Here is a 20475-nt window from a genome sequence, read left to right on the forward strand (position 1 = left end):
CGTCTGCGCCGCGCGGCCGGTCGTTATGGTGTCGCCGTAGCCGGCTTGCCGGTCGGATTGGCGAAGTAGCGGAAGAACTCCGAATCCGGCCGCAGCAGGTAGCGGGTGTCGCCCTGCTTCAGGCCGTTCTCGTAGGCCGTCATCGAACGATAGAAGGCGAAGAAGTCTGCGTCCTGGCCATAGGCCTCGGCGAACAGACGGTTACGTTCGCCGTCACCGGCACCGCGGATCGCTTCGGCCTGTCCGTTGGCGTCGGCGATGATGACCGTTGCCTCACGATCCGCCTTGGAGCGGATTTCCTGAGCCTTCTGGCCGCCCTGCGCGCGGAACTCGGCCGCTTCACGCTGACGTTCCGTCTGCATGCGCTGATAGACCGCCTGGCTGTTGGCGTCGGGCAGATCGGCGCGGCGGATACGCACGTCGATCACCTGAATGCCGTAACCATCGGCCTCACGGTCGAGCTGGTCGCGGATCTTGTTCATCAGGCCTTCGCGGTCGTCACGAACGATCTGGATGAAATTGACCTCGCCGAGCACGCGGCGCATGGCGGCGTTCAGCAGCGTTGTCAGCTGGATGTTGGCGCCCTGAATGGTGCCGATGCTCTGATAGAAGCGCAGCGCGTTCTTGATGCGATAGCGCGCGAAGGCATCCACCACCAGACGACGCTGGTCGTTGGCGATGACTTCCTGTGCGGGGTTCTCCAAGTCGAGAATGCGCTTGTCGATGGTGATCACGCTGTCGACGAACGGCCATTTGAAGTTCAGGCCGGGCTCGGTGACCACGCGCACCGGCTCACCCAGTCGGACCACCAGGGCCTGCTGGGTCTGCTGCACGGTGTACAGCGAGCCGAAGCCGAGAATGACAAGCACCAACACGACGATCAGTGCGACGATACCTGAGATACCGGATTTCATCGGTTGCCTCCGCTCTGCTGAGGCTGACCAGATGTCGCCGGTGGCTGACGTCGCGGCGTCAGTTCGTTCAAGGGAAGATAAGGCACCACGCCCTGCGAACCAGCGCCCTGGCCGGGATCGCTGATCAGCTTCTCGGCGCCGTGGAGGATCTTTTCCATGGTTTCGAGATAGAGACGCTGACGGGTCACGTCCGGCGCCTTCTTGTACTCCTCATACACCTTCAGGAAGCGCGCGCTCTGGCCCTTGGCCTCGGCAATCGCCTGTTCGCGATAACCTTCGGCGACCTGCAGGATCTGCGCGGCGCGACCGCGGGCGTCGGGGACGATGCGGTTGGTATAGGTCTGCGCTTCGTTCTGCAGACGCTGGGCGTCGGCCTGCGCCGCCTGCACGTCGCGGAACGCGTCGATGACCTGGGACGGCGGATCGACCTTCTGCAACTGCACCTGCTGCACCAGCACGCCGGCGCCATAGCCGTCGAGCGTCTTCTGCATCAGCTCCTGCACCTGGGTTTCCGTGGTGGTGCGCGCGCCGGTCAGGATCGGCTGGATATTGGCGCGGCCAACAACTTCACGCATCACGCTTTCGGCCACCGCCTTCACGGTGCCCTGGGCATTCTGGATGTTGAACAGGAAGTTGCCGACACCGTCAGGCTTGATGCGCCACAACACCGTGAAATCGACATCGACGATGTTCTCGTCGCCGGTGAGCATCAGGCTCTCTTCGGGAATGTCGCGCACGCTGCGGCCGCGACGGCCGCTTTCCTCGAGGATGGACATGCCGACCGACAGGGTTTCCACGCGCAGCGCCTTGGGCAGCAGCACGGTCTCGATCGGATAAGGCAGATGATAGTTCAGGCCGGGCTGCACGGTGCGGACATGCTTGCCGAAACGGAGCACGGCACCGAGTTCGTCGGGCTGCACGCGGAAGAAACCCGACAGGCCCCAGATCGCACCGGCCACAACGAGCACGAGAAGGATACCCATGCCGCTGATGAAGCCGCCGGGCAGCATCGACTGCAGACGGTCCTGCCCCTTGCGCAGAAGATCCTCAAGATCAGGCGGCCTCGGTCCGGACGATTGCGGCCCCGATCCCCAGGGTCCTTTCGGGCCGGGCCCCCATGGGCCTCCGCCTTGATTCTTCCACGACATTCAAACTCTCCTCTGCGCGGCCGGACATACCGGTCTCGCCATCTCTGCATGGCTTTATAGGGGAGCGCCCCTGCTCTTACAACGCGGGGCACACCCGCTGGGAGCTAAGCGCAACGCCATGTTTTTCAATGTTAACGGGCCAAAAACGCGGTTAACGGAGGCTACGCCGGCAATATGTCACATAGGAGAAATCGACACTGTCCTCGCCCGCCGCGGGATGCCGAACCCGCGCTGTTTCTTCCCACGCAGCGAGATCGACCGGTGGCAGCCTGGTGTCGCCCACAGGAGCCGCATGGACCTCGGTCACTTCGAGGCGATCCGCAAACGGCATCCATTGCGCGTAGATTTCAGCACCGCCGATGATGGCGATTTCGGTCACCGATCGACGCAGCGCATCTCCGATGGCGATGGCATGCGCGGCCTCGCGCGAGGTGGCAACGACGGCGCCATCGGCCGTGTAATCCGCATTGCGGGTGATGACGATATTGGTGCGGCCGGGCAGCGGACGGCGCGGGAATGACTCGAAGGTCTTGCGGCCCATGACGATGGGTTTGCCGATGGTCAGCGCCTTGAAGCGCTGCATATCGGATTTCAGTCGCCACGGAATGGTGTTGTCATGGCCGATGACGCCGTTCTCGGCGACGGCGTAGACGAGGACGATCTGGATTTGTGAAAGCACCCTAGGCGGCCAATCGGTAGATGAGAGCGTCGTCAATCAGAACACCGTTAACAACATTTCGACTGAAACGAATCTCAGCTTTTCCGTCGACCCGAACGACACTACCCATCGCAGCTAACATTTTGTCTTTCGGCGGCACTAACTTGACCCGCGAAAAGTCTAATCGCGCTCGTAAATCACCCGCAGCGTCCATTACGTCGGCAACTTGTGCCAGTGAACTCAATAAGTCCTTTTCGGCTTTGGGAGTTCGGATCACCAATCGCCATTGATCGACGTCAGCAAAGTAAATCCATGCTGCACCTGTTACCGGGAACTTCGCTCGATCAAGAATATCGAGCAATTCGTGCCCCATTGCGACATCAGCATCTACCAGTGACGTTGCAGCCATTTCATAACTCCGTGCTGCGGATGCTCCACGGCATCTGCCATAGCAGCCGCCGTAACGGCATCGATCATATCATATCTGGAATCGACCGACCATTCAGCGACGACCGACCAGCGCGTGTCGAAAGCTGGAAGCTGCCGCTCGCTTTTTAGAACGTCAGCGAGCCCTGCAAGACCGACTAGCCTCGCCACTTGATGGTCTAAAAATCCGGTTAAAATAGCTTTGTCAGGGATTGTTTCTACAGAAATCTGCCGAGCAATACGAGCTTTCAAACCTAGCTCGACCCCATAGCCGTAGAGATAATATGAGTTTGAGTACCGCTTATTTTGAAACAACAAGCGTGCATCGCTCACCTTCGCTGTAGCGAGCCCCTGTAGCGTTGATCGTGACAGGGGCGCCATGGCTACACCGCAACCTCGGCCTTGATATGCGGATGCGGATCGTAGCCTTCGAGCGTGAAGTCCTCATAGCGGAACGCGAAGATGTCCTTCACGTCGGGATTGATCTTCATGACAGGCAGTTTGCGCGTCTCGCGCGTCAGCTGCAGCCGCGCCTGCTCCAGATGATTGGAGTAAAGATGCGCGTCGCCGAGCGTGTGCACGAAATCGCCGGGCTTCAAGCCGGTGACCTGCGCGATCATCATCGTCAGCAATGCATAGGATGCGATGTTGAAGGGCACGCCCAGAAAGACGTCGGCCGAGCGCTGATACAGCTGACACGACAATTTGCCATTCGCGACATAGAACTGAAACAGGCAGTGGCACGGCGGGAGTGCCATCTTCTCGATCTCGGCCGGATTCCAGGCCGAGACGATCAGCCGACGGGAATCCGGGTTACGCTTGATCATGTCGATCACATTGGCGATCTGATCGATGCTGCGGCCGTCCGGGGCCGGCCATGAGCGCCACTGTGATCCATAGACCGGGCCGAGATCGCCATTGGCGTCGGCCCATTCGTCCCAGATCGAGACGCCGTGGTCCTTGAGATATTTGATGTTGGTGTCGCCCGCGAGGAACCAGAGCAGCTCGTGAATGATGGCCTTCAGCGACAGCTTCTTGGTGGTCAGGACAGGAAAGCCGTCGCTGAGCTTGAAGCGTGTCTGATGGCCGAACACCGACAACGTACCGGTGCCGGTACGGTCGTGCTTCTCGACACCGTCGCTGAGGATGCGTTCGAGCAGGTCGTGATACTGGTTCATGGTCGTTCTTGCCGGATGTGAGCCGGCGAACTTATCGCCTCGGCCGAAACCGGGACACGCCGATTCCCGGATTATACCCGGAAATCTGTGTCCCCTCCCCGCAAAGAACAAGGGCCGGACTCTCGCGAATCCGGCCCTTAAATCAAACCGTTGGACGGTTCCCGCTTACTGGGCAGGCTTCAGCACCGCCGACCACTTGGCGACTTCGTCCTTCACCAGCGTGCCCAGGGACGCCTGGGTGCGGGCTTCCGGCTTCGGAATATCCGAGCCGAGATCGAGCAGACGCTTCTTGACGTTCTCGTCGTCGAGGGCCTTGGCGGCAGCCGCGTTCAGCTTGGCGGTGATCGCCGCGGGCGTGCCCTTCGGTGCGAAGATCGCGTTCCAGGCCGAGGCCTGATACTTCGGCAGGCCGGCTTCGTTGGTGGTCGGGACGTCCGGCAGCGACGCGTTACGTTCGGGGGTCGCGATCGCATAGGCCTTGATGGTGCCGCCCTTGATCTGCGGAACGGCGTTGACGATCTGGTCGCACATGTAGTCGACCTGACCACCGACCAGCGCGTTCATCGCCGGGCCGGTGCCGTTGAACGGCACGCCGATCGGCTTGATGTCGAGCACCGACGAGAGCAATTCGCAAGACGAGTAGGACACCGAGCCGACACCGGCATGGGCCATGTTCAGCTTCTCGTTATTCGCCTTCACATAGGTGACGAATTCCTTGAGGTCCTTCGGCGCAAAGTCCTTCTTGGAGAGGATGAGGATCGGCGTGCCGGCGAGCAGTGCGACGGGCTCGAAGTCCTTCTCCGGATGATAGGCGAGCTTCGGATACAGCGGCACGGCGGCGGCATGGGTGCCCATGTGACCGGTGATGATGGTGTAGCCGTCGTTGGTGGCCTTAGCAGCGCGGGTCGCGCCGGTGGTGCCGCCGGCGCCGACCACGTTCTCGATGATGATCTGCTGACCGAGGGTCTTCGACATTTCGGACGCAACGATACGCGCGATCACGTCGGTCGGACCGCCTGCAGCGAAAGGCACGATCATGGTAATGGGGCGGGTCGGATATTCCTGTGCTTGCGCCTTGGTCGAAACCGCGCCGAGACCGGCGAGCGTCGCCAGGCCACCGATCGCAAGCATGCGCTTAAATGACTTCATATTGTGCCTCCCAGTTCAAAATAGCCCGCCGATACGACGTATTGCGCGGGACTCATACAAAGCAACGGCCCGAAGTCCATTCGACTTCGGGCCGCGGCGGAGTGACGCAGTAATTTAGTTAATCGGGCTAGCTTTCCGATTCGACGAAGACTTCGTCGCGCTTCTTTCGCAGTGCAGGAAGCACGGCAAGGATCAGCAGGAAGGCCGAGATTGCCATCAGGGTCGCCGACAGCGGACGGGTGAAGAACACCGTCGCATCACCGCGCGAGATGAGCAGTGCACGGCGCAGGTTCTCTTCCATCAGTGGGCCGAGCACCATGCCGAGCAGCAGCGGCGCCGGCTCGAAGTCGTGCTTGATCAGCCAGTAGCCGATGAGACCGAACACGCCTGCAAGGACGACGTCCATCGGTGCATTGTTCACCGAATAGATACCGATCGAGCAGAACACCACGATCGACGGGAACATCAGGCGATACGGGACGCGCAGCAGGCGCACCCAGATGCCGACCATCGGCAGGTTGATGACGAGCAGCATCAGGTTGCCGACCCACATGGAGGCGATCATGCCCCAGACGAGATCAGGCTGCTTCTGCATCACCTGCGGACCCGGAACGATACCGTGAATGGTCATCGCGCCGACCATCAGCGCCATCACCGCATTCGGCGGAATGCCGAGGGTGAGCAGCGGGATGAACGAGGTCTGTGCAGCTGCGTTGTTGGCGCTTTCCGGCGCCGCAACGCCTTCGATCGCACCACGGCCGAACTTCCTCGGATTCTTGGAGAGCTTCTTCTCGAGGGTGTAGGCTGCGAAGGACGCGATGACCGCGCCGCCGCCCGGCAGAATGCCGAGGATCGAGCCAAGCACCGTGCCGCGCAGGATCGGCGGCGTCGATACCTTGAGATCCTCCTTGGTCGGCATCAGGCCGGTGACCTTGGACTGCACCAGCTGACGATCTTCTTCGCTGCCGGCATCGAGATTGCGGATGATTTCGGCGAAGCCGAACAGACCCATCGCAACGGTGGCGAAGCCAAGACCGTCAGCGAGTTCGGGAATGTTGAACGACATACGCGAGGCGCCAGTCTCGATGTCCGAGCCCACCATGGAGAGCAGCAGGCCGAACACGATCATGGCGATCGCCTTCAGCACCGAGCCCTTGGCGAGCACGACCGCGAAGATCAGGCCGAGCACCATCAGCGAGAAGTATTCCGCCGGACCGAAGGCCAGCGCGAGCTTGGTGAGCGGTGCGCCGAGGATCGCGATCAGAACGGTGGCGACGCAGCCGGCGAAGAACGAACCGATGGCGGCGATGGCAAGTGCCGGACCGGCGCGGCCCTGCTTGGCCATCTGGAAGCCGTCGAGTGCGGTGACGACCGAGCCGGCTTCACCGGGGATGTTGACGAGGATCGACGTGGTCGAACCACCATACTGCGCACCGTAATAGATGCCGGCGAGCATGATCAGCGCGCCGACCGGCGGCAGACCGAAGGTGATCGGCAGCAGCATCGCCACGGTGGCGATGGTGCCGATGCCCGGCAACACGCCGACCAGCGTGCCGACCAGTGCGCCGACCAGACACAGCAGAATGTTCATCGGCAGTGGAATGGTCATCCCGCCCAGGAAAGGCGGCGCCCACTGCACGAATTGGAAAACGGTCGAGAAGCCGAGACCCAGATTGGAAAAAAGATCGCCCATAACGCCCTCGTCCTTAGCGCATCAGGAAAGTCGGCCACATCTGCAGCGGCAGACCCAGCGCATACGGGAACAGCAAGGCGCAGAATGTCGTGAGACATGCACCGACGATGGCCGTTTCGAGCCAGCGCGTTTCGGTCGAGCCGAGTGCTGCGATGAGGAAGCTCGACATCGCCGAGAAGATCATGCCCATCGGGCGAATGCAGAACGCGAAAGACAGGATCGCCAGCATGACGAAGAACGGGCCGCGCCAGTGAAACTTCTGCAGCGACGGACCTTCGGTGAAGATGCCAACCGCCATCACGGCAGCGCCGAGACCGAGCAAGAGAATGCCGAACATCCGCGGCGCGGTACCTGCGCCGAACGAGAAGCCATGCATGCCCTGCAGATCACTTGATGCCCACAACGCAAATGCAGCAATTGCCACCAGGGCTAGGCCGCCGATGAAATCCTGCGGGCCCTTGACCCAACTCGGCAAGAAAGATTTCTCCGGCGCGTGGCTCGGCGCGTCACTCATTGGTACGTCCCTCTAGTCATGAGCCTATCATAGCTCAACGTCGTTCAGAGCCCGCCCAGGCTCCGTGGTCAAGGCTTGCCTAGCCACTTTCGTCAGAGAATGCCAGCGAAACCAAGTAATCCGCCGCCAACTAACAACCATAACGGGTTGAGGCGCGTTGCAAAGGCCAGAACGGCTGCAACCGCGGTGACGGAATACGCTACTATAGAAGTGTCTGCGGAATTCATGACGATGAGGCCACTCGCCCCCATTAGACCAATGGATAATGGTACAAGTGCCGCCTGCACAATTGCTGGCCATGTCGCATGCGTCGAACGCGCGAGCAAACGGCTTATATAATAGGCGACGACCGCAGTCGGCCCGCACATCGACAAGGTCGCTACCAGCGCACCGAGCACGCCGGCAACCTGGTAGCCGATCAGCGTGACAATCAGGACATTGGGCCCCGGTGATAGTTGCGAAATCGCAAAAACATCGGCGAACTGCTTGTCTGTAAGCCAATGATTGACGTCTACCGCAATGCGGTGAATCTCCGGAATCGCCGAATTTGCGCCGCCCACGGCGAAGAGCGACATTACCCCGAAGGTCCAGGCGATCGTCCACAGCGTACCGATACCAGTCTGGTTCACGCCCTGCCCCAGCGACGGATGATTATGGTGAGCAGAACGCTTGCCGGAATCGAGACCAGCAATACCGTTGGTAGTGGCCAGCGCATGAGGCCGACCGCAACGAACACCGCAAGCATCATCAGCAGGCTGAGCGGTTCGCGCTTCTGCAACAGCGGCAACATCATCCGCGCCACCACCGCGAACAGCAGTCCGACCGCAACGCAGGAGACACCGGCCAGTGTGCGGCGCAGCGATTCCAGATCGCCGTAGCGGGAATAGAGGACCGCCAGGATCGTCACGATCAGCACGGGCGGGCCGAGCAGCCCGGCGAAAGCGGCGATGGCGCCCGGCACACCGCGGATGCGGGCGCCAAACACGACCGAGAGATTGACGATGTTGGGGCCCGGCAGAAAATGGCAGAGCGCGAAGGTCTCGTTGAATTCCTCCGCCGTCATCCAGCGATGCTGCTCGACAATGGCCCGGCGCGCCCAGACCAGCACGCCGCCGAATCCCGCCAGCGACATCTTCGCAAATGCGAAGAACAGCACGCCCAATCCCACAGGCGCCAGGGTTGCAGTTCCATGGCTTTCAGCCAAGAGTGGCGGGGGCTTCGCGGGCATGCGCCCGGTTTAGGCCGGAGCAGCCGCCGCGCCAAACGATTTTGTCTGGTTTTTCGGCCGATATGGCCTCCAGACGCTTTCGCTCTGTATCGCGGCGCACCACTCTTCTATATAAAGTGCAGTCATCGTCCCTGGCCGCGGGCTTTCAAGGCTGCTGACCTCGGATGCACATGGGCGTATGAAGCGGGGCAGATGGCGCGAGTCGGCTTTCCCGACATCGCCACAATTGCCGATACATCCTCTACCAAGACGAAAGCGACGGGGCCGAACGATGCCGACCGATCATATTCGCTACGACGTGCTGGCCCGTGACGCCCTCCGTGGCGTGTTGCGCAAGGTATTGATCGATGCCGCCGAGCATGGCCTGCCGGGCGAGCACCATTTCTTCATCACCTTCATCTCGAAGGCTGACGGTGTGAAGCTGTCGCCTCGCCTGCTGGCCCAGTATCCCGAAGAGATGACGGTGATCCTGCAACACCAGTTCTGGGATCTCACGGTCACCGAGGACCGGTTCGAAGTCGGTCTGTCGTTCAATGGAATCCCCGAACGCCTGGTCGTGCCCTTCGCGTCGATCAAGAGCTTCTACGATCCGTCCGTGCAGTTCGGCCTGAGCTTCGAGACCGAAGCCGCCGCTGCCGCCGATGCTCCAGCAACCAGCACGCCGCCGGCGACCACTCCCGCTGAAGCCCTGGCCGCGCCGCCTGCACCGCCAGAGACGCCTGCCGAGGGCGAGGCACCGAAAACGGGCGAAGGTGCAGAAGTCGTCCGTTTAGACCGCTTCCGAAAAAAATAAGCGCGAGAGCGTGTACAGTGAAAGGGCCGCAGCGATGCGGCCCTTTTCGTTTTGCGTCGCGTCCGTCGGCGCAGCAATGCAGGAATTCATCATGGCTAAATCGTCGAAGAAGACATCCGCCGCATCGACCCGCACCGAGACCGACAGCTTCGGCCCCATCGAGGTCGCCGCCGATCGCTATTGGGGCGCGCAGACGGAGCGTTCACGACAGAACTTCCGCATCGGCCATGATCGCATGCCGATGCCCCTCGTCCGTGCCCTTGGCATCGTCAAGCTCGCTGCCGCCGAAACCAATCGCGAGCTCGGACTGCTGCCGCCGAAGCTCGCCAAGGCGATCGTGCAGGCCGCCCGCGAAGTCATCGACGGCAAGCTCGATGATCACTTCCCGCTTGTCGTCTGGCAGACCGGCTCCGGCACCCAGACCAACATGAATCTCAACGAGGTCATCGCCAATCGCGCCAACGAACTGCTCGGCTTTGGGCGCGGTGCGAAGGAGCCGGTGCATCCGAATGATCACGTCAACATGAGCCAGTCGTCGAATGACTCATTTCCAACCGCGATGCACATCGCAGCGACTCAACAAATCACACATGACCTCATCCCTGCCTTAAGCGAGCTGCTTGCTGCGCTGCGCAAAAAGGAAAAGGCCTTCGCCAAGATCGTGAAGATCGGACGGACGCATACGCAGGACGCGACGCCACTTACTCTTGGCCAGGAATTCTCGGGCTACGCATCGCAGGTCGAAAGCGGCATCGCGCGACTGCGTAGTGCCGTGAAGGAGCTCTATCCGCTCGCGCAAGGCGGCACCGCCGTCGGGACGGGACTCAACTCCAAGCCGGGCTTCGCCAAGCTGTTCGCGAAGAACACAGAGAAGATGACCAAGCTGCCCTTCACAAGTGCAGCGAACAAATTCGAAGCACTCGCCTCGAACGACGCCTATGTGTTTACACACGGTGCAATAAACGCAATCGCGACAGGATTATTTAAGATTGCAAACGACATTCGCCTGCTCGGCTCCGGTCCGCGCTCGGGACTCGGCGAACTCATCCTGCCGGAAAACGAGCCCGGCTCATCGATCATGCCCGGCAAGGTGAATCCGACACAATGTGAAGCAATGACAATGGTATGCTGTCAGGTATTCGGAAACCATACGGCAATCACGGTGGCCGGCAGCCAGGGGCACTTCGAGCTCAACGTGTACAAGCCCGTGATGGCGCATTGTATGATGCAGTCCATACAATTGATCGCGGACGTTGCGCGATCCTTCACTGAACACTGCATCGATGGCATCCGTGCAGATGAAAAGCGCATCCGCGAATTGATGGAACGCTCACTCATGCTCGTCACCGCGCTTGCGCCAAAGATCGGCTACGACAACGCCGCAAAGGTCGCCAAGTCTGCACATGCGAATGGGACAACGCTCAAGGAGGAAGCTGTCGGCTTGGGTCTTATCGACACAAAGGAATTCGATCGTCTCGTTCAACCGGTCAAAATGATACATCCCGGTTGACATGAAGCTGCCGAGTCAATTTTTTTCTCACAGCTTGTTGAGAATATCTCAAAGACGAAATAGTTATAATCGATACCGCCTAATTGGTTAGAATGATCGACTATCGTTTCTAACCGTTGCTGCGATACTGCGAAGACGACTTGATGAGTCAACTCGGCAAGAGCGAACTCGACAAGTCGGACTTCGCAAGTCCGGCTCTTCTCGATCTCGATACTTCCATAGTGCGATTGCTGCTTTCGATTGTTTGAAAATACGGAGTGTATTTTTTGGATGGATTGCGAAACCGACCTGGCCTTCGCCGCGTATCAGTACCCGACGGTGAAGTCTGCGTTTCACGCTCCATCAGTTTCATTGAACGACAGGAGCGATCATGGGTGACCTGATCAATCTGAATCGCTTCAGGAAGCGCGCAGCGCGCGACGAAGCTTCCCGACAAGCAGAAACTAACCGTGCCCGCTTTGGGCGAACAAAATCTGAACGCATCCTAGAGGAGCAGCGCACTGCCCGTGCGAACACCATGCTTAACCAGCACAAAATCGATGGCGAGAGCGCATCATGAAGTCTCCCGTAGTTAAACGATCGATCGTCGTTGCTGGACACAAGACCAGCGTGAGCCTTGAAGAGGCATTCTGGAACGGCATGAAGGAGATTTCCAATCTCCGTGACATGACGCTTTCGGAACTGGTCGGCGAGATCGACACCAATCGTCAGCAGGGTAACCTGTCGTCGGCGATCCGGTTGTTCGTGCTCGACTATTTCCGCACGCGCGCGGCGCCGCCGCAGCGTGGGTCCGAGAACGCGACGAACCTGTCCGCCTGACCGGCGCCGGCAGTGGCGGCTACGCCGCTGCCGTTGAAGATGGGCCGTAGAGCCTTCATTGGCGACAAGGCCGATGCCGGTCCGAGCGCATCCATGCAGAGCCGATCCACTCAGATGGATCGGACGCGCTTATCAATCCTGAAATCCTCAGAAACTTGGTCTGGTCAGCGGCACGGCTGCGGGCGGCGTCAGCACGAGCGGCGCTGCCGGTCGTTGTTTCGGCTGCGCGCGCGGCGTGCCCGGTGCTGGGCGGATCTCGATCGGTGCAGGCAATGGCGCGATCTGCTGGCTGACGACAGGCGGCAGAGCCGGCGGCGCGATGACCGGTCGGGGTGCGGCGGCCCTGGGTGGCGACCTGCGCGGCAACGGAACGTCCGGGGATGTCTGCGTGGTCGATGTGGGACCATCGACCGGATCGGGCGTCTCGACCGGCCGCGCGGCGCGCGGCGGCGGAATGGCGGCAGGCAGTGGCGCTGGCGACTGCGACGCACCGCGCTCCAGCAGATCAAGTCGCCGCGTCTCGCGATCAATGGCACGCACCGCGAGCCAGGACGACAGCGACGCGATTTCGACCGTGCGATCGAGCCGGTCCGGAGGGCCCATCAGGAACAGTTGGATCTCCGGCCGGGCATTTGAGCCACCGGTCGCCGCACCAACCAGGCTCGCGCGGATATCGACCTGATCGGCGACGATGTCGTAACCGCCCGACACGATGGCGCGCGCGCCTTCGGACTCCAGCGTGACGGCTCCCACACGCAAACGGCTGTCCTTGATACTGAACGGGATCTGCGCCGAGCCAGCGGCAAATTCGCCGCGCGCCAAGACCGGATCGATGATCTGCTTCAGTCGTACATCATCCGTGGCCTGACCGGAATCGCTGGCCAGGATCGCCACGTCGAACACTCCCGGATCGAGCCCCCCGATCCGCAGGCCATCCACGGTCAGAAGCCCATCGCCCGATACGGCGCCTTCGAGCGCCGACGCGCTACGCCCCTGCGATGAAACACTCATCTTCAGCGACGTCTTGCCGGCCGGCATGCCAAGGCCGCGATAGCGCAGTGCACTGCCGTCTGCGCCGGTCAACGTCACGCGTGCACCGAGCGCATAGCCGGTGGCGGCAGGTTTGAGATCGAGATCAGCCGCAAGATCACCACCACCGATCTTGCCCTTGATCCCGTCAATCGTCAGTGCACGGCCATCGCTCTTGATGTTGCCGCTGATTGGCTGCAGTTCGGCGCCGCCGGGTAGACTTGCGCGCAGGGCCTGGAGCGCAACCTGGCCGCGCCACCCCGGCAGCGCACTGCCGCCGAGCGGATCGCTGGCATCGTGCCCGCGCGCGCCGATCATCCAGCCGAGCGCGGGGGCAAGATCGATACTGTCGACACCGAGCTGACCGTTGATGGACTTTTCGGCTCCCAGCGTCAGCGCAAGGCGGCCGCGCAATCGTGATCCTGCGACCGTCGTGTCGATGTCATCGAGATTGAGCTTGTCGCCATTCAACGAGAGACGAGACGACAAGCTCGCCCGGGCAGCCGGATCGGTGCCTGCGATACCCAGCAGCGGCGCAGCATTGGCGCTGCGCACGGCCACCGTCAGCGTTGCCTTCGGTGCTTTTGCGAACGGCTCGGCGGTCCCCTGCACATCCGCATCGAGCTCGGCGCCGGACAGCTTCGCCTTGACCCGCATGGGCGCATGCCATGCACCGGCGGCACTGGCCTCAAGAAGAAGAGGCACATCGCCCGCTGCAAACGAACCGTTCAAGCCCAGCAGCGTGAGCATCGTGTTGCCCTGCCCCGTCAACCGCGACTCGAGCGAGAACTCGCTGCGTGACAGCGCATCGCCATCGAACCCGCGCGCGGCAACCACTGTCGGTGACGCGATGATCGTTACGTCGCCCTTGATCTGTGGCGCATCGATATCAAGCGACATGCGCGCATCGGTGCGATCGGGCTTCCCCTGCGCCTTGGTGAGATCGAGCGCGAACTTCAATTTGACAACGCCCGGCGCAGCCGCCAGCGTATCGATCCGCTTCGCTGCATCCGGCGCAAAGGACGCGATGATCTTGCTGATCTGCGCCAGCGACGGCGCACGCGCATCCAGCACCAGCTTTCCGGTGGCATCGTTGCGATCGAATGTGCCGCTGCCATCGAGCATCAGGCCTGATGCTTCCCCGACCTTGAAACGATCGAGCGATATCGTCTTCGGTCCATAGACGAGCTGTGCTGCGAAGGGACGCATCTCCTGCCCTGCCGACACCGCGCGTCCGATATCGAGCGACAGCTTTCCGGCGTCCGGCCATTCGGCCTGCGGCCCGCTCAGCGAGCGCGCCAGCGCGGTTGCGGCGTCGAGGTCGAGACGATCGGCGCGCAGCTCGGCATCGATGCGCGATCCCCCCGCGGACGATGGATAGTTCAATGCGATACGGCCCTCCAGCGTCCCGCCATCGATCTCCGCCTTCAGCCCGTCGACCGCCAGCCGGTCTGCGCTCGATGTGAAGTTGCCGCGAATGCGCAGCGGCTTTTGATCGCGTAGCCGCCCATCGCTACGGCCCTTCAGCCAGTCGGCGAGCAGGTCGGGATCGGCGGAATCGATACTAACCGCTCCGGCGAAGCCGTTGCTGCCCGGCTGCGCGGCGCCGCTCGCAATGACGCGCGTGGCGCCGGGTGCACGGAATTCAAGCCGCTCGACGGTCCATGATTTCGCATCGCCATGCAGGTCGGCGCCAATCGACTGCACCGGTCGACCGCCCAGCATGACCTGATCAGCGCTGATCTGGATCTGGGTCCGGCCCGTGGGCTGCGGGATGATGGCCGTCAACTTGCGCAGCGCTGAAATCGGCGTGGACGCGTCGCCACCGTCCTGCTTTGCCAGCAGCCGGTCGGCATCGAATTGCTTGGCCGACAACACCGCATGCAGCAGAGGCGACGCGCCGAAACGATAGTCGGCCACGCCGGCCAGTTTCAAGCCGCCGTCATCGGTGCCATAGCTCACATCGACGGTTTCAAACTGCGCTTGCGATGGATCGGCCTTGACCTTGCTGACGATCCGCCATGGTACCATCGACGGATTGGCGTCGGGCTTGTTCACGGCGCTGCCGACGGTCAGCGCGCCATCGAAGCCCGGCACGCGGTTGTCGAAACTCAGCACGCCGTCGAGATCGATGCCCGGAGATTTTTCATTGGCGTCGACGACGAAACGCAGCCGCGTGCCGTTGCCGTCACCGGTCTGGCCGGATGACATGCGGAACGGATGGCGGATACCGGCGCGCGTAAAATTGCCATCGCCGCGCATGGCGCCGGCCGCGAGCGAGCGAACATCGCCGCTGAAGGCGATGTCGCTGAGTTCGAGCGTGGAACGGCTGGCCGCGTCATGCAGATTGATGCGACCGGTGACATTCAGGCGATCGATGGCGAGGGCGCCGAGATTGAACGAACCGGTCGATGCCGGCAGATCGAGACGGCCCTGCGCATTGAGCCCGAGGTCGACGGCCAGGCCGCCGACAGTGAGTTCGGTGGCACGCCATTCGCCCCGCATCAGCGAGCCGAGGCTGAATTCCACATCGAGTTTTTCGGCGCGGAAGCGACCGAGATCATTGGCGCCGCCGATGGTGACACCGTGCAGCTGCAGCGACGGTGCAGGCAGCAGCCGTGCATCGAGCGCGCCGACCACGCGCACGGGCGCGCCGACAATACGCGTTGCTTCCGCCTCGAATTGCGGGCGGAACTGGCTCCAGTCGATGAAGAACGGTCCAACAAGCGCAGCCACCAGCGCAAGGATGAATGCGATCGCCAGGCCGAGCAGCGTGGTCTGCACGGAATCTCCCCTTCAGCGGTCCGGCGGCACGCAGCCTGCCGGCACGGCGCGATCCGTGATGCGCCGGAATACACACCATCTATAGAAGGAACTGTGGCGAAGTCACAGCATAACCCGCAGGCGGCGATGCGCGGATTTATTGCGGCAAAACGCCCGTCGTCAGCTGCGCTGCGCCTGTTCCAGCGCAGCGCGCGCCGCCTGAGCGTGGTGCAGGCGACCTGCCACGACACGCACCTTGCGCGGCGACGCCATCCAGATGGCGAACGTCGCCAGGCCGCAGATGACGATGCCGAGCGCGAAGGCCAGCGTGTAGGTGCCGAAATGATCGTGCAGCAGGCCGGTTACCAAAGGCCCCGCAGCGCCTCCCGCGAGACCTGCCAATGTCAGCGTGCCAAAAATACTGCCGAAATGCTCTCCTTTGAAAATCTCGAGCACGACCGCCCCCATGACGGAAGTGACCCCATAACCAAGCAGGCCCTGCGCGATCACCATCACGTAAACTAGCGCGAGGCTCGGCGCGTATTCCAGCGCGATCAGCGCTGCAAAGCAGATCGCAAAGCCGGCGCCACTGACGGTCCAGATCCATTCGCGGCCGATACGGTCTGACAGATGGCCGAGAAAGATCTGGCTGGGCACGCCGAACAGGCTGACCATCGCCAGTGCCCAGGCAGCGGTTTCCGACGAAAAGCCGATATCGAGCAGATATTTGGTCTGGTGAACCTGTACCGCGTACCAGGCGTAGAGCCCGCCGAACAAACCCAATGCCAGCCACCAGAACCGCGTGGTGCGCATGGCGCGACCGAGGGTCCAGTCGATGCTGGCCCAGGCGGGGTCGACGATATTCGAGATGGATTTGCTGGCAGCGTGGGCGGCGGCATCGCCATCCGGCTCCAGGCCCATGTCCTGCGGGCGCTTGCGCAGCAGCAGATTGATCGGCACCAGCACGACCAGCACCAGCAGGCCAAGCCAGGTGCAGGCAGTGCGCCAGCCGGTTTGCTGGATCATGTGCTCGACCCATGGCAGCACCGTCACCGAGCCGATGCCCACGCCCGCAAAGGCAATGCCGATGGCAAGGCCACGCTTGCGGCTGAACCAGTTCGGCAGGAACAGCGATTGCCCGGAATAGCCGAGGCAGATGCTGCCGGCGCCGACGAGAACGCCGATGGTCAGATAGAGATGCCACGGCTGGGTGGTCAGCGGAGCGAGCAGAAGCCCTGCCCCCATCAGCACCGTGCCGAGTTCCATCACCGCCCGCGGCCCGCCGCGGTCCATCAGCTTGCCCATCAACGGGCTCATGATCGCGGAGACCAGAAAGCCGAACGAGAAGGCGCCCGCGGTAACGCCGCGGTCCCAGCCAAATTCGGAGATGATGGGTGGGAAGAGCAGCGAAAAAGATGTGCGGGCATTCACCCCGATCGCCATCGTCACGAAAGTGACGGCGACGATCACCCAGCCATAGAAGAACGGCAGCCGCATCGGCTTATGCCTTTTTTGGACGCCGAGGCGTCGAATTCCCAACTTCCGCAGTCACCGCTACGGACTCAATTATTGCAGGCAATTTTATTGACTACACCTTATAGGTGTTTAGAAACCGTTCGTCCATACGACGAAAGCAGCGTTCTGCGCACCTCATCGCACAAAACGCTGCGGCCGCCTTGCGTCATCCTTGCGGCAGGATCTTGCCGGGGTTCAGGATGTTGTCGGGGTCGAGCGCGCGCTTGATCGCCCGCATGGCGTCGAGCGCTTCGGTACCGAGTTCCGCTTTCAAGTACTTCTGCTTGCCCTGACCGATGCCATGTTCCCCGGTGCAGGTGCCGCCCATGGCCTGGGCGCGCTGCACAAGACGGTGCATGAATTCCTCGGCACGGGCGATCTCGGCGGGATCGTTGCGATCGCAGACCAGCGAGCAATGGAAATTGCCATCGCCGACATGGCCGACGATCGGCGACAGCAGATTGAAGCGCTTGAGATCCTCTTCGGTCTCGCCGACGCATTCGGCGAGCTTCGAGATCGGCACGCAGACGTCGGTGGCGGCGACTTCGGATCCCGGCCGCAGGCTCTTCACCGACCAATAGGCATCGTGACGGGCCTGCCAGAGTTTGGTCCGGTCTTCCGGCTTGGTGGTCCAGGAGAAATCACCGCCGCCGCATTCGAGCGCGATATCGCGGAAGTTTTTCGACTGCTCGGCGACCTCGGCTTCACTGCCATGGAATTCCAGCAGCAGCAGCGGCGTCTCCGGGAGCGTCAGCTTCGAATAGATGTTGCAGGCCTTCACCTGCGCTTCGTTGAGCAATTCGATGCGCGCGACGGGAATGCCGGTCTGGATGGCGAGGATCGTCGCCTGACAGGCGCCCTGCACGCTTTCGAACGAACAGGAGGCGGCGGCGATCGTATCGGGAATGCCGCGCAGCTTGATGGTCAGTTCGCTGATGATGCCCAGCGTGCCTTCGGCCCCGACGAACAGATGCGTGAGGTCATAACCGGCCGACGACTTCTTGGCGCGGGTGCCCGTTGTGATGATCTCGCCATCGGCGCGGACGACCTTCAACGCCAGCACGTTTTCGCGCATGGTGCCGTAGCGCACCGCATTGGTGCCGGAGGCGCGCGTGGACGCCATGCCGCCGAGCGAGGCATCGGCGCCGGGATCGATGGGGAAAAACAGGCCCTGGTCGCGCAGATGCTCGTTGAGCGCCTTGCGGGTGACGCCGGGCTGGATGACGCAATCGAGATCCTCGGGATGCACCGCGAGAATTTTGTTCATGTCGCGCAGGTCGATGCAGATGCCGCCGCCGGGCGCATTCACCTGCCCTTCCAGCGAGGTGCCGGTGCCGAAGGCGATCACGGGGACCTTGTTGGCGGCGCAGATGCGCACGACGTCCTGAATGTCCGCCGTCTCCTGCGCGAACACCACACCATCCGGCGGCTGGTTCGCGAGCCAGGTGGTGGTGTGGCCATGCTGCTCGCGGACCGCCTGCGAGGTGACGAGCTTGTTGCCAAAGCGCGCGGTGAGCGCCTCGAGTGCAGCCGCCAGAGCCTTCGGCTCGGGGCGCTTCAGATTGGAATCGATGTTACCCACGGTTGTCCCTTTCAACGGGGCGCGACCGTCGCAAAGCTTGTATAAGCGGTCAAGAGACGTGATGTGGAAATGGGATGGGAATGACCGAGATCAACGAATTGCTGCGCCGCCCGGCTGTGTTCAAATCCTCGATCATGCAGATCGAGCCGCAATGGATCGACTATAATGGCCACCTCAACATGGCCTATTACCACGTCATGTTCGACCGGGCCGTGGACGAGCTCTGGGTCCAGATCGGCATCGGACCGGGCTACCTGAAGGAGCGAAACAACTCGTCCTTCGCCGCCGAATGTCACGTCCGCTATATCCGGGAAATCCATCTCGGCGACCCCGTACAGGTCTCCGTCCTCGTCGTCGCTGCCGACGAGAAGCGCATTCACACCTTCCAGGAAATGCGCCATGCCACCGAGGGCTGGTTGTCCGCGACATCCGAGAACATGTCGCTGCATATGGATATGACGGCGCGGAAGGTGGCGGCATTCCCGCCGGACATCAACGCCAATGTTCAGACGCTGGCAACGGCGCATTCCGGACTGGAGCGGCCTGACGGCATCGGACGCAAGATCGCGATGCCGGTGAAGAAGCAATGAGTGGTGGCTCTTCAGTCTGTTGCCATCCTTCGAGACGCGGTCGAAGACGACCGCTCCTCAGGATAAGGGAAGAGCGATCTCAAATACCGTCCTCATGGTGAGAGGCGCGCCTGTTTGCGCGGCCTCGAAGAGGCGACGAAGACGTACTCGTCAAGGCGGCATCGCCTCCGCCTCCCGCAAACGCAACAGGGCGAAGCGACCCAGCTTGATGGCTGGATGCTCCGCCCTGACAGTCTTATCGACTATCGTTGATCGCGTCAGAGACTGTTACCGCGGCCGCGGACAAGGCCGACGACGGCCGAGATCAGGAACAGCACGATGGCGATGAAGAAGATCGCCTTGGCGATTTCGATCGATGCACCAGCGACACCGCCGAAGCCGAGAACACCGGCGATCAGCGCGATAACGAGAAATGTGACGACCCAGCTCAGCATGACACGTACCTCAGTTTACGGTTGCTCGATTTGTCTTTCCTGGCGCGACTTTTGTCGCCGCGCTCGATGTCAAGACAAGCCGTGTGTCAAGTGAAAGTTCCGGGCGAAATACCGCTCGTTATCACGGAAACGAGAGCGTTCAATCGGCCGTGGACAGCTTCATCATCACGATGCCGGCGACGATCAGGGCCCCCGCCGCGAGACGCATCGCATTGGCGGACTCGCCAAGCACCGTGATGCCGACCACGAAGGCGCCGACGGCGCCGATGCCGGTCCAGATCGTATAGGCCGTGCCGAGCGGCAGCGTCTTCATAGCGATGGATAGCAGCGCGAAGCTCGCAATCATCGCAACGATGGTGATCACGCTGGGCACGAGGATGGTGAAGCCTTCCGACTTCTTCATCGAATAGGCCCAGCCGATTTCGAGGATTCCGGCGACGAAGAGATAAACCCAGGCCATTGCGGCACTCCATGTGGCCAGGTCGTCCTGGACTTTGAAGCATCCGAAGAGGTCGTCCCCTTCGGCACTAGC

22 protein-coding genes are annotated in these 20475 nt (G+C 61.7%); 5 read left to right on the forward strand and 17 right to left on the reverse strand.

Features of this window, described 5'->3' with window-relative positions; all coding sequences use genetic code 11:
* Positions 1 to 23: 23 nt before the first annotated feature.
* The 11 genes from hflC to ACIQ17_RS05360 all read right to left on the reverse strand — a co-directional run bounded on the left by hflC (position 24) and on the right by ACIQ17_RS05360 (position 8908).
* Positions 24 to 914: a protease modulator HflC gene (gene hflC / locus ACIQ17_RS05310; protein WP_398466151.1), complete on the reverse strand. Its 891-nt coding sequence runs from the start codon at positions 912 to 914 to the stop codon at positions 24 to 26.
* The gene (hflK, locus tag ACIQ17_RS05315; RefSeq protein WP_398466153.1) at positions 911 to 2062 is read right to left on the reverse strand and encodes an FtsH protease activity modulator HflK; all 1152 of its coding nucleotides are present in this window, start codon (positions 2060 to 2062) and stop codon (positions 911 to 913) included. The genes hflC and hflK overlap by 4 nt, the downstream gene beginning before the upstream one ends.
* 151 nt (positions 2063 to 2213) lie before the next feature.
* Positions 2214 to 2729, reverse strand: a complete 516-nt coding sequence (locus ACIQ17_RS05320; protein ID WP_398466229.1) for a dihydrofolate reductase — start codon at positions 2727 to 2729, stop codon at positions 2214 to 2216.
* A 13-nt stretch (positions 2730 to 2742) separates the two neighbouring features.
* A complete protein-coding gene (locus tag ACIQ17_RS05325) occupies positions 2743 to 3129 on the reverse strand; it encodes a hypothetical protein (RefSeq protein ID WP_398466155.1) in 387 nt (128 codons plus the stop codon).
* A complete protein-coding gene (locus tag ACIQ17_RS05330) occupies positions 3108 to 3479 on the reverse strand; it encodes a hypothetical protein (RefSeq protein WP_398466157.1) in 372 nt (123 codons plus the stop codon). The genes ACIQ17_RS05325 and ACIQ17_RS05330 overlap by 22 nt, the downstream gene beginning before the upstream one ends.
* 50 nt (positions 3480 to 3529) lie before the next feature.
* Entirely contained in the window at positions 3530 to 4324 is a 795-nt protein-coding gene (locus tag ACIQ17_RS05335; RefSeq protein ID WP_398466159.1) for a thymidylate synthase, read from the reverse strand.
* A gap of 165 nt (positions 4325 to 4489) precedes the next feature.
* Positions 4490 to 5473, reverse strand: a complete 984-nt coding sequence (locus ACIQ17_RS05340; RefSeq protein ID WP_398466161.1) for a tripartite tricarboxylate transporter substrate binding protein BugD — start codon at positions 5471 to 5473, stop codon at positions 4490 to 4492.
* A gap of 127 nt (positions 5474 to 5600) precedes the next feature.
* On the reverse strand, positions 5601 to 7166 hold the full coding sequence (locus ACIQ17_RS05345; RefSeq protein WP_398466163.1) for a tripartite tricarboxylate transporter permease: 1566 nt from the start codon (positions 7164 to 7166) through the stop codon (positions 5601 to 5603).
* A gap of 13 nt (positions 7167 to 7179) precedes the next feature.
* Positions 7180 to 7680 (reverse strand): tripartite tricarboxylate transporter TctB family protein, encoded by a 501-nt coding sequence (locus ACIQ17_RS05350; protein WP_398466165.1) that lies wholly within the window; start codon positions 7678 to 7680, stop codon positions 7180 to 7182.
* A 92-nt stretch (positions 7681 to 7772) separates the two neighbouring features.
* Positions 7773 to 8309, reverse strand: a complete 537-nt coding sequence (locus ACIQ17_RS05355) for a chromate transporter (RefSeq protein ID WP_398466167.1) — start codon at positions 8307 to 8309, stop codon at positions 7773 to 7775.
* Positions 8306 to 8908, reverse strand: a complete 603-nt coding sequence (locus tag ACIQ17_RS05360; RefSeq protein ID WP_398466169.1) for a chromate transporter — start codon at positions 8906 to 8908, stop codon at positions 8306 to 8308. The genes ACIQ17_RS05355 and ACIQ17_RS05360 overlap by 4 nt, the downstream gene beginning before the upstream one ends.
* A gap of 271 nt (positions 8909 to 9179) precedes the next feature.
* Here ACIQ17_RS05360 and ACIQ17_RS05365 point away from each other — a divergent pair, with 271 nt between their 5' ends.
* A complete protein-coding gene (locus tag ACIQ17_RS05365) occupies positions 9180 to 9701 on the forward strand; it encodes an SspB family protein (RefSeq protein ID WP_398466171.1) in 522 nt (173 codons plus the stop codon).
* Here the strand turns inward: ACIQ17_RS05365 and ACIQ17_RS05370 are convergent.
* Complete coding sequence (locus ACIQ17_RS05370; RefSeq protein WP_398466231.1) at positions 9678 to 9860, reverse strand: hypothetical protein; 183 nt, start codon at positions 9858 to 9860, stop codon at positions 9678 to 9680. The genes ACIQ17_RS05365 and ACIQ17_RS05370 overlap by 24 nt on opposite strands.
* On the opposite strand from ACIQ17_RS05370, the gene fumC reads away from it, so the two are divergent.
* The 3 genes from fumC (at position 9793) to ACIQ17_RS05385 (ending at position 12030) form a co-directional block, all read left to right on the forward strand.
* Complete coding sequence (gene fumC, locus ACIQ17_RS05375) at positions 9793 to 11211, forward strand: class II fumarate hydratase (protein WP_398466173.1); 1419 nt, start codon at positions 9793 to 9795, stop codon at positions 11209 to 11211. The two genes, ACIQ17_RS05370 and fumC, sit on opposite strands and share 68 nt — an antisense overlap.
* Before the next feature lie 370 nt (positions 11212 to 11581).
* Positions 11582 to 11770 carry a DUF4169 family protein gene (locus tag ACIQ17_RS05380; protein WP_398466175.1) on the forward strand — a complete coding sequence of 63 codons (189 nt, stop codon included), beginning with the start codon at positions 11582 to 11584 and terminating at the stop codon, positions 11768 to 11770.
* The gene (locus tag ACIQ17_RS05385; RefSeq protein WP_398466177.1) at positions 11767 to 12030 is read left to right on the forward strand and encodes a ribbon-helix-helix domain-containing protein; all 264 of its coding nucleotides are present in this window, start codon (positions 11767 to 11769) and stop codon (positions 12028 to 12030) included. Before ACIQ17_RS05380 ends, ACIQ17_RS05385 begins: the two co-directional genes overlap by 4 nt.
* 147 nt (positions 12031 to 12177) lie before the next feature.
* Here ACIQ17_RS05385 and ACIQ17_RS05390 read toward each other — a convergent pair whose 3' ends face one another.
* From ACIQ17_RS05390 to ACIQ17_RS05400, 3 genes are all read right to left on the reverse strand, one after another.
* Positions 12178 to 15843, reverse strand: a complete 3666-nt coding sequence (locus tag ACIQ17_RS05390) for an AsmA family protein (RefSeq protein ID WP_398466179.1) — start codon at positions 15841 to 15843, stop codon at positions 12178 to 12180.
* Between the two features lie 159 nt (positions 15844 to 16002).
* Complete coding sequence (locus ACIQ17_RS05395) at positions 16003 to 17319, reverse strand: MFS transporter (protein ID WP_398466182.1); 1317 nt, start codon at positions 17317 to 17319, stop codon at positions 16003 to 16005.
* A 184-nt stretch (positions 17320 to 17503) separates the two neighbouring features.
* The gene (locus tag ACIQ17_RS05400; protein WP_398466184.1) at positions 17504 to 18919 is read right to left on the reverse strand and encodes an FAD-binding oxidoreductase; all 1416 of its coding nucleotides are present in this window, start codon (positions 18917 to 18919) and stop codon (positions 17504 to 17506) included.
* 80 nt (positions 18920 to 18999) lie between these two features.
* On the opposite strand from ACIQ17_RS05400, the gene ACIQ17_RS05405 reads away from it, so the two are divergent.
* A complete protein-coding gene (locus ACIQ17_RS05405; protein ID WP_398466186.1) occupies positions 19000 to 19509 on the forward strand; it encodes a thioesterase family protein in 510 nt (169 codons plus the stop codon).
* 257 nt (positions 19510 to 19766) lie between these two features.
* Here ACIQ17_RS05405 and ACIQ17_RS05410 read toward each other — a convergent pair whose 3' ends face one another.
* Together ACIQ17_RS05410 and sugE are read right to left on the reverse strand one after the other, a co-directional pair.
* Complete coding sequence (locus ACIQ17_RS05410) at positions 19767 to 19943, reverse strand: DUF1328 domain-containing protein (RefSeq protein WP_398466188.1); 177 nt, start codon at positions 19941 to 19943, stop codon at positions 19767 to 19769.
* Between the two features lie 139 nt (positions 19944 to 20082).
* Positions 20083 to 20403 (reverse strand): quaternary ammonium compound efflux SMR transporter SugE, encoded by a 321-nt coding sequence (sugE, locus tag ACIQ17_RS05415; RefSeq protein WP_398466190.1) that lies wholly within the window; start codon positions 20401 to 20403, stop codon positions 20083 to 20085.
* Positions 20404 to 20475 lie beyond the last annotated feature (72 nt).

Source organism: Tardiphaga sp., from assembly GCF_044340795.1.
Lineage (GTDB): Bacteria > Pseudomonadota > Alphaproteobacteria > Rhizobiales > Xanthobacteraceae > Tardiphaga.

Bases quoted from the DNA above. Each gene is read 5' to 3' on its own strand.
- ACIQ17_RS05335 (WP_398466159.1), bottom strand. From the start codon at position 4,324: ATGAACCAGTATCACGACCTGCTCGAACGCATCCTCAGCGACGGTGTC.
- ACIQ17_RS05365 (WP_398466171.1), top strand. From the start codon at position 9,180: ATGCCGACCGATCATATTCGCTACGACGTGCTGGCCCGTGACGCCCTC.
- ACIQ17_RS05340 (WP_398466161.1), bottom strand. From the start codon at position 5,473: ATGAAGTCATTTAAGCGCATGCTTGCGATCGGTGGCCTGGCGACGCTC.
- hflC (WP_398466151.1), bottom strand. From the start codon at position 914: ATGAAATCCGGTATCTCAGGTATCGTCGCACTGATCGTCGTGTTGGTG.
- ACIQ17_RS05345 (WP_398466163.1), bottom strand. From the start codon at position 7,166: ATGGGCGATCTTTTTTCCAATCTGGGTCTCGGCTTCTCGACCGTTTTC.
- ACIQ17_RS05395 (WP_398466182.1), bottom strand. From the start codon at position 17,319: ATGCGGCTGCCGTTCTTCTATGGCTGGGTGATCGTCGCCGTCACTTTC.
- ACIQ17_RS05350 (WP_398466165.1), bottom strand. From the start codon at position 7,680: ATGAGTGACGCGCCGAGCCACGCGCCGGAGAAATCTTTCTTGCCGAGT.
- ACIQ17_RS05405 (WP_398466186.1), top strand. From the start codon at position 19,000: ATGACCGAGATCAACGAATTGCTGCGCCGCCCGGCTGTGTTCAAATCC.
- ACIQ17_RS05410 (WP_398466188.1), bottom strand. From the start codon at position 19,943: ATGCTGAGCTGGGTCGTCACATTTCTCGTTATCGCGCTGATCGCCGGT.
- ACIQ17_RS05385 (WP_398466177.1), top strand. From the start codon at position 11,767: ATGAAGTCTCCCGTAGTTAAACGATCGATCGTCGTTGCTGGACACAAG.
- fumC (WP_398466173.1), top strand. From the start codon at position 9,793: ATGGCTAAATCGTCGAAGAAGACATCCGCCGCATCGACCCGCACCGAG.
- ACIQ17_RS05360 (WP_398466169.1), bottom strand. From the start codon at position 8,908: ATGCCCGCGAAGCCCCCGCCACTCTTGGCTGAAAGCCATGGAACTGCA.
- hflK (WP_398466153.1), bottom strand. From the start codon at position 2,062: ATGTCGTGGAAGAATCAAGGCGGAGGCCCATGGGGGCCCGGCCCGAAA.
- ACIQ17_RS05325 (WP_398466155.1), bottom strand. From the start codon at position 3,129: ATGGCTGCAACGTCACTGGTAGATGCTGATGTCGCAATGGGGCACGAA.
- ACIQ17_RS05380 (WP_398466175.1), top strand. From the start codon at position 11,582: ATGGGTGACCTGATCAATCTGAATCGCTTCAGGAAGCGCGCAGCGCGC.
- ACIQ17_RS05370 (WP_398466231.1), bottom strand. From the start codon at position 9,860: ATGGGGCCGAAGCTGTCGGTCTCGGTGCGGGTCGATGCGGCGGATGTC.
- sugE (WP_398466190.1), bottom strand. From the start codon at position 20,403: ATGGCCTGGGTTTATCTCTTCGTCGCCGGAATCCTCGAAATCGGCTGG.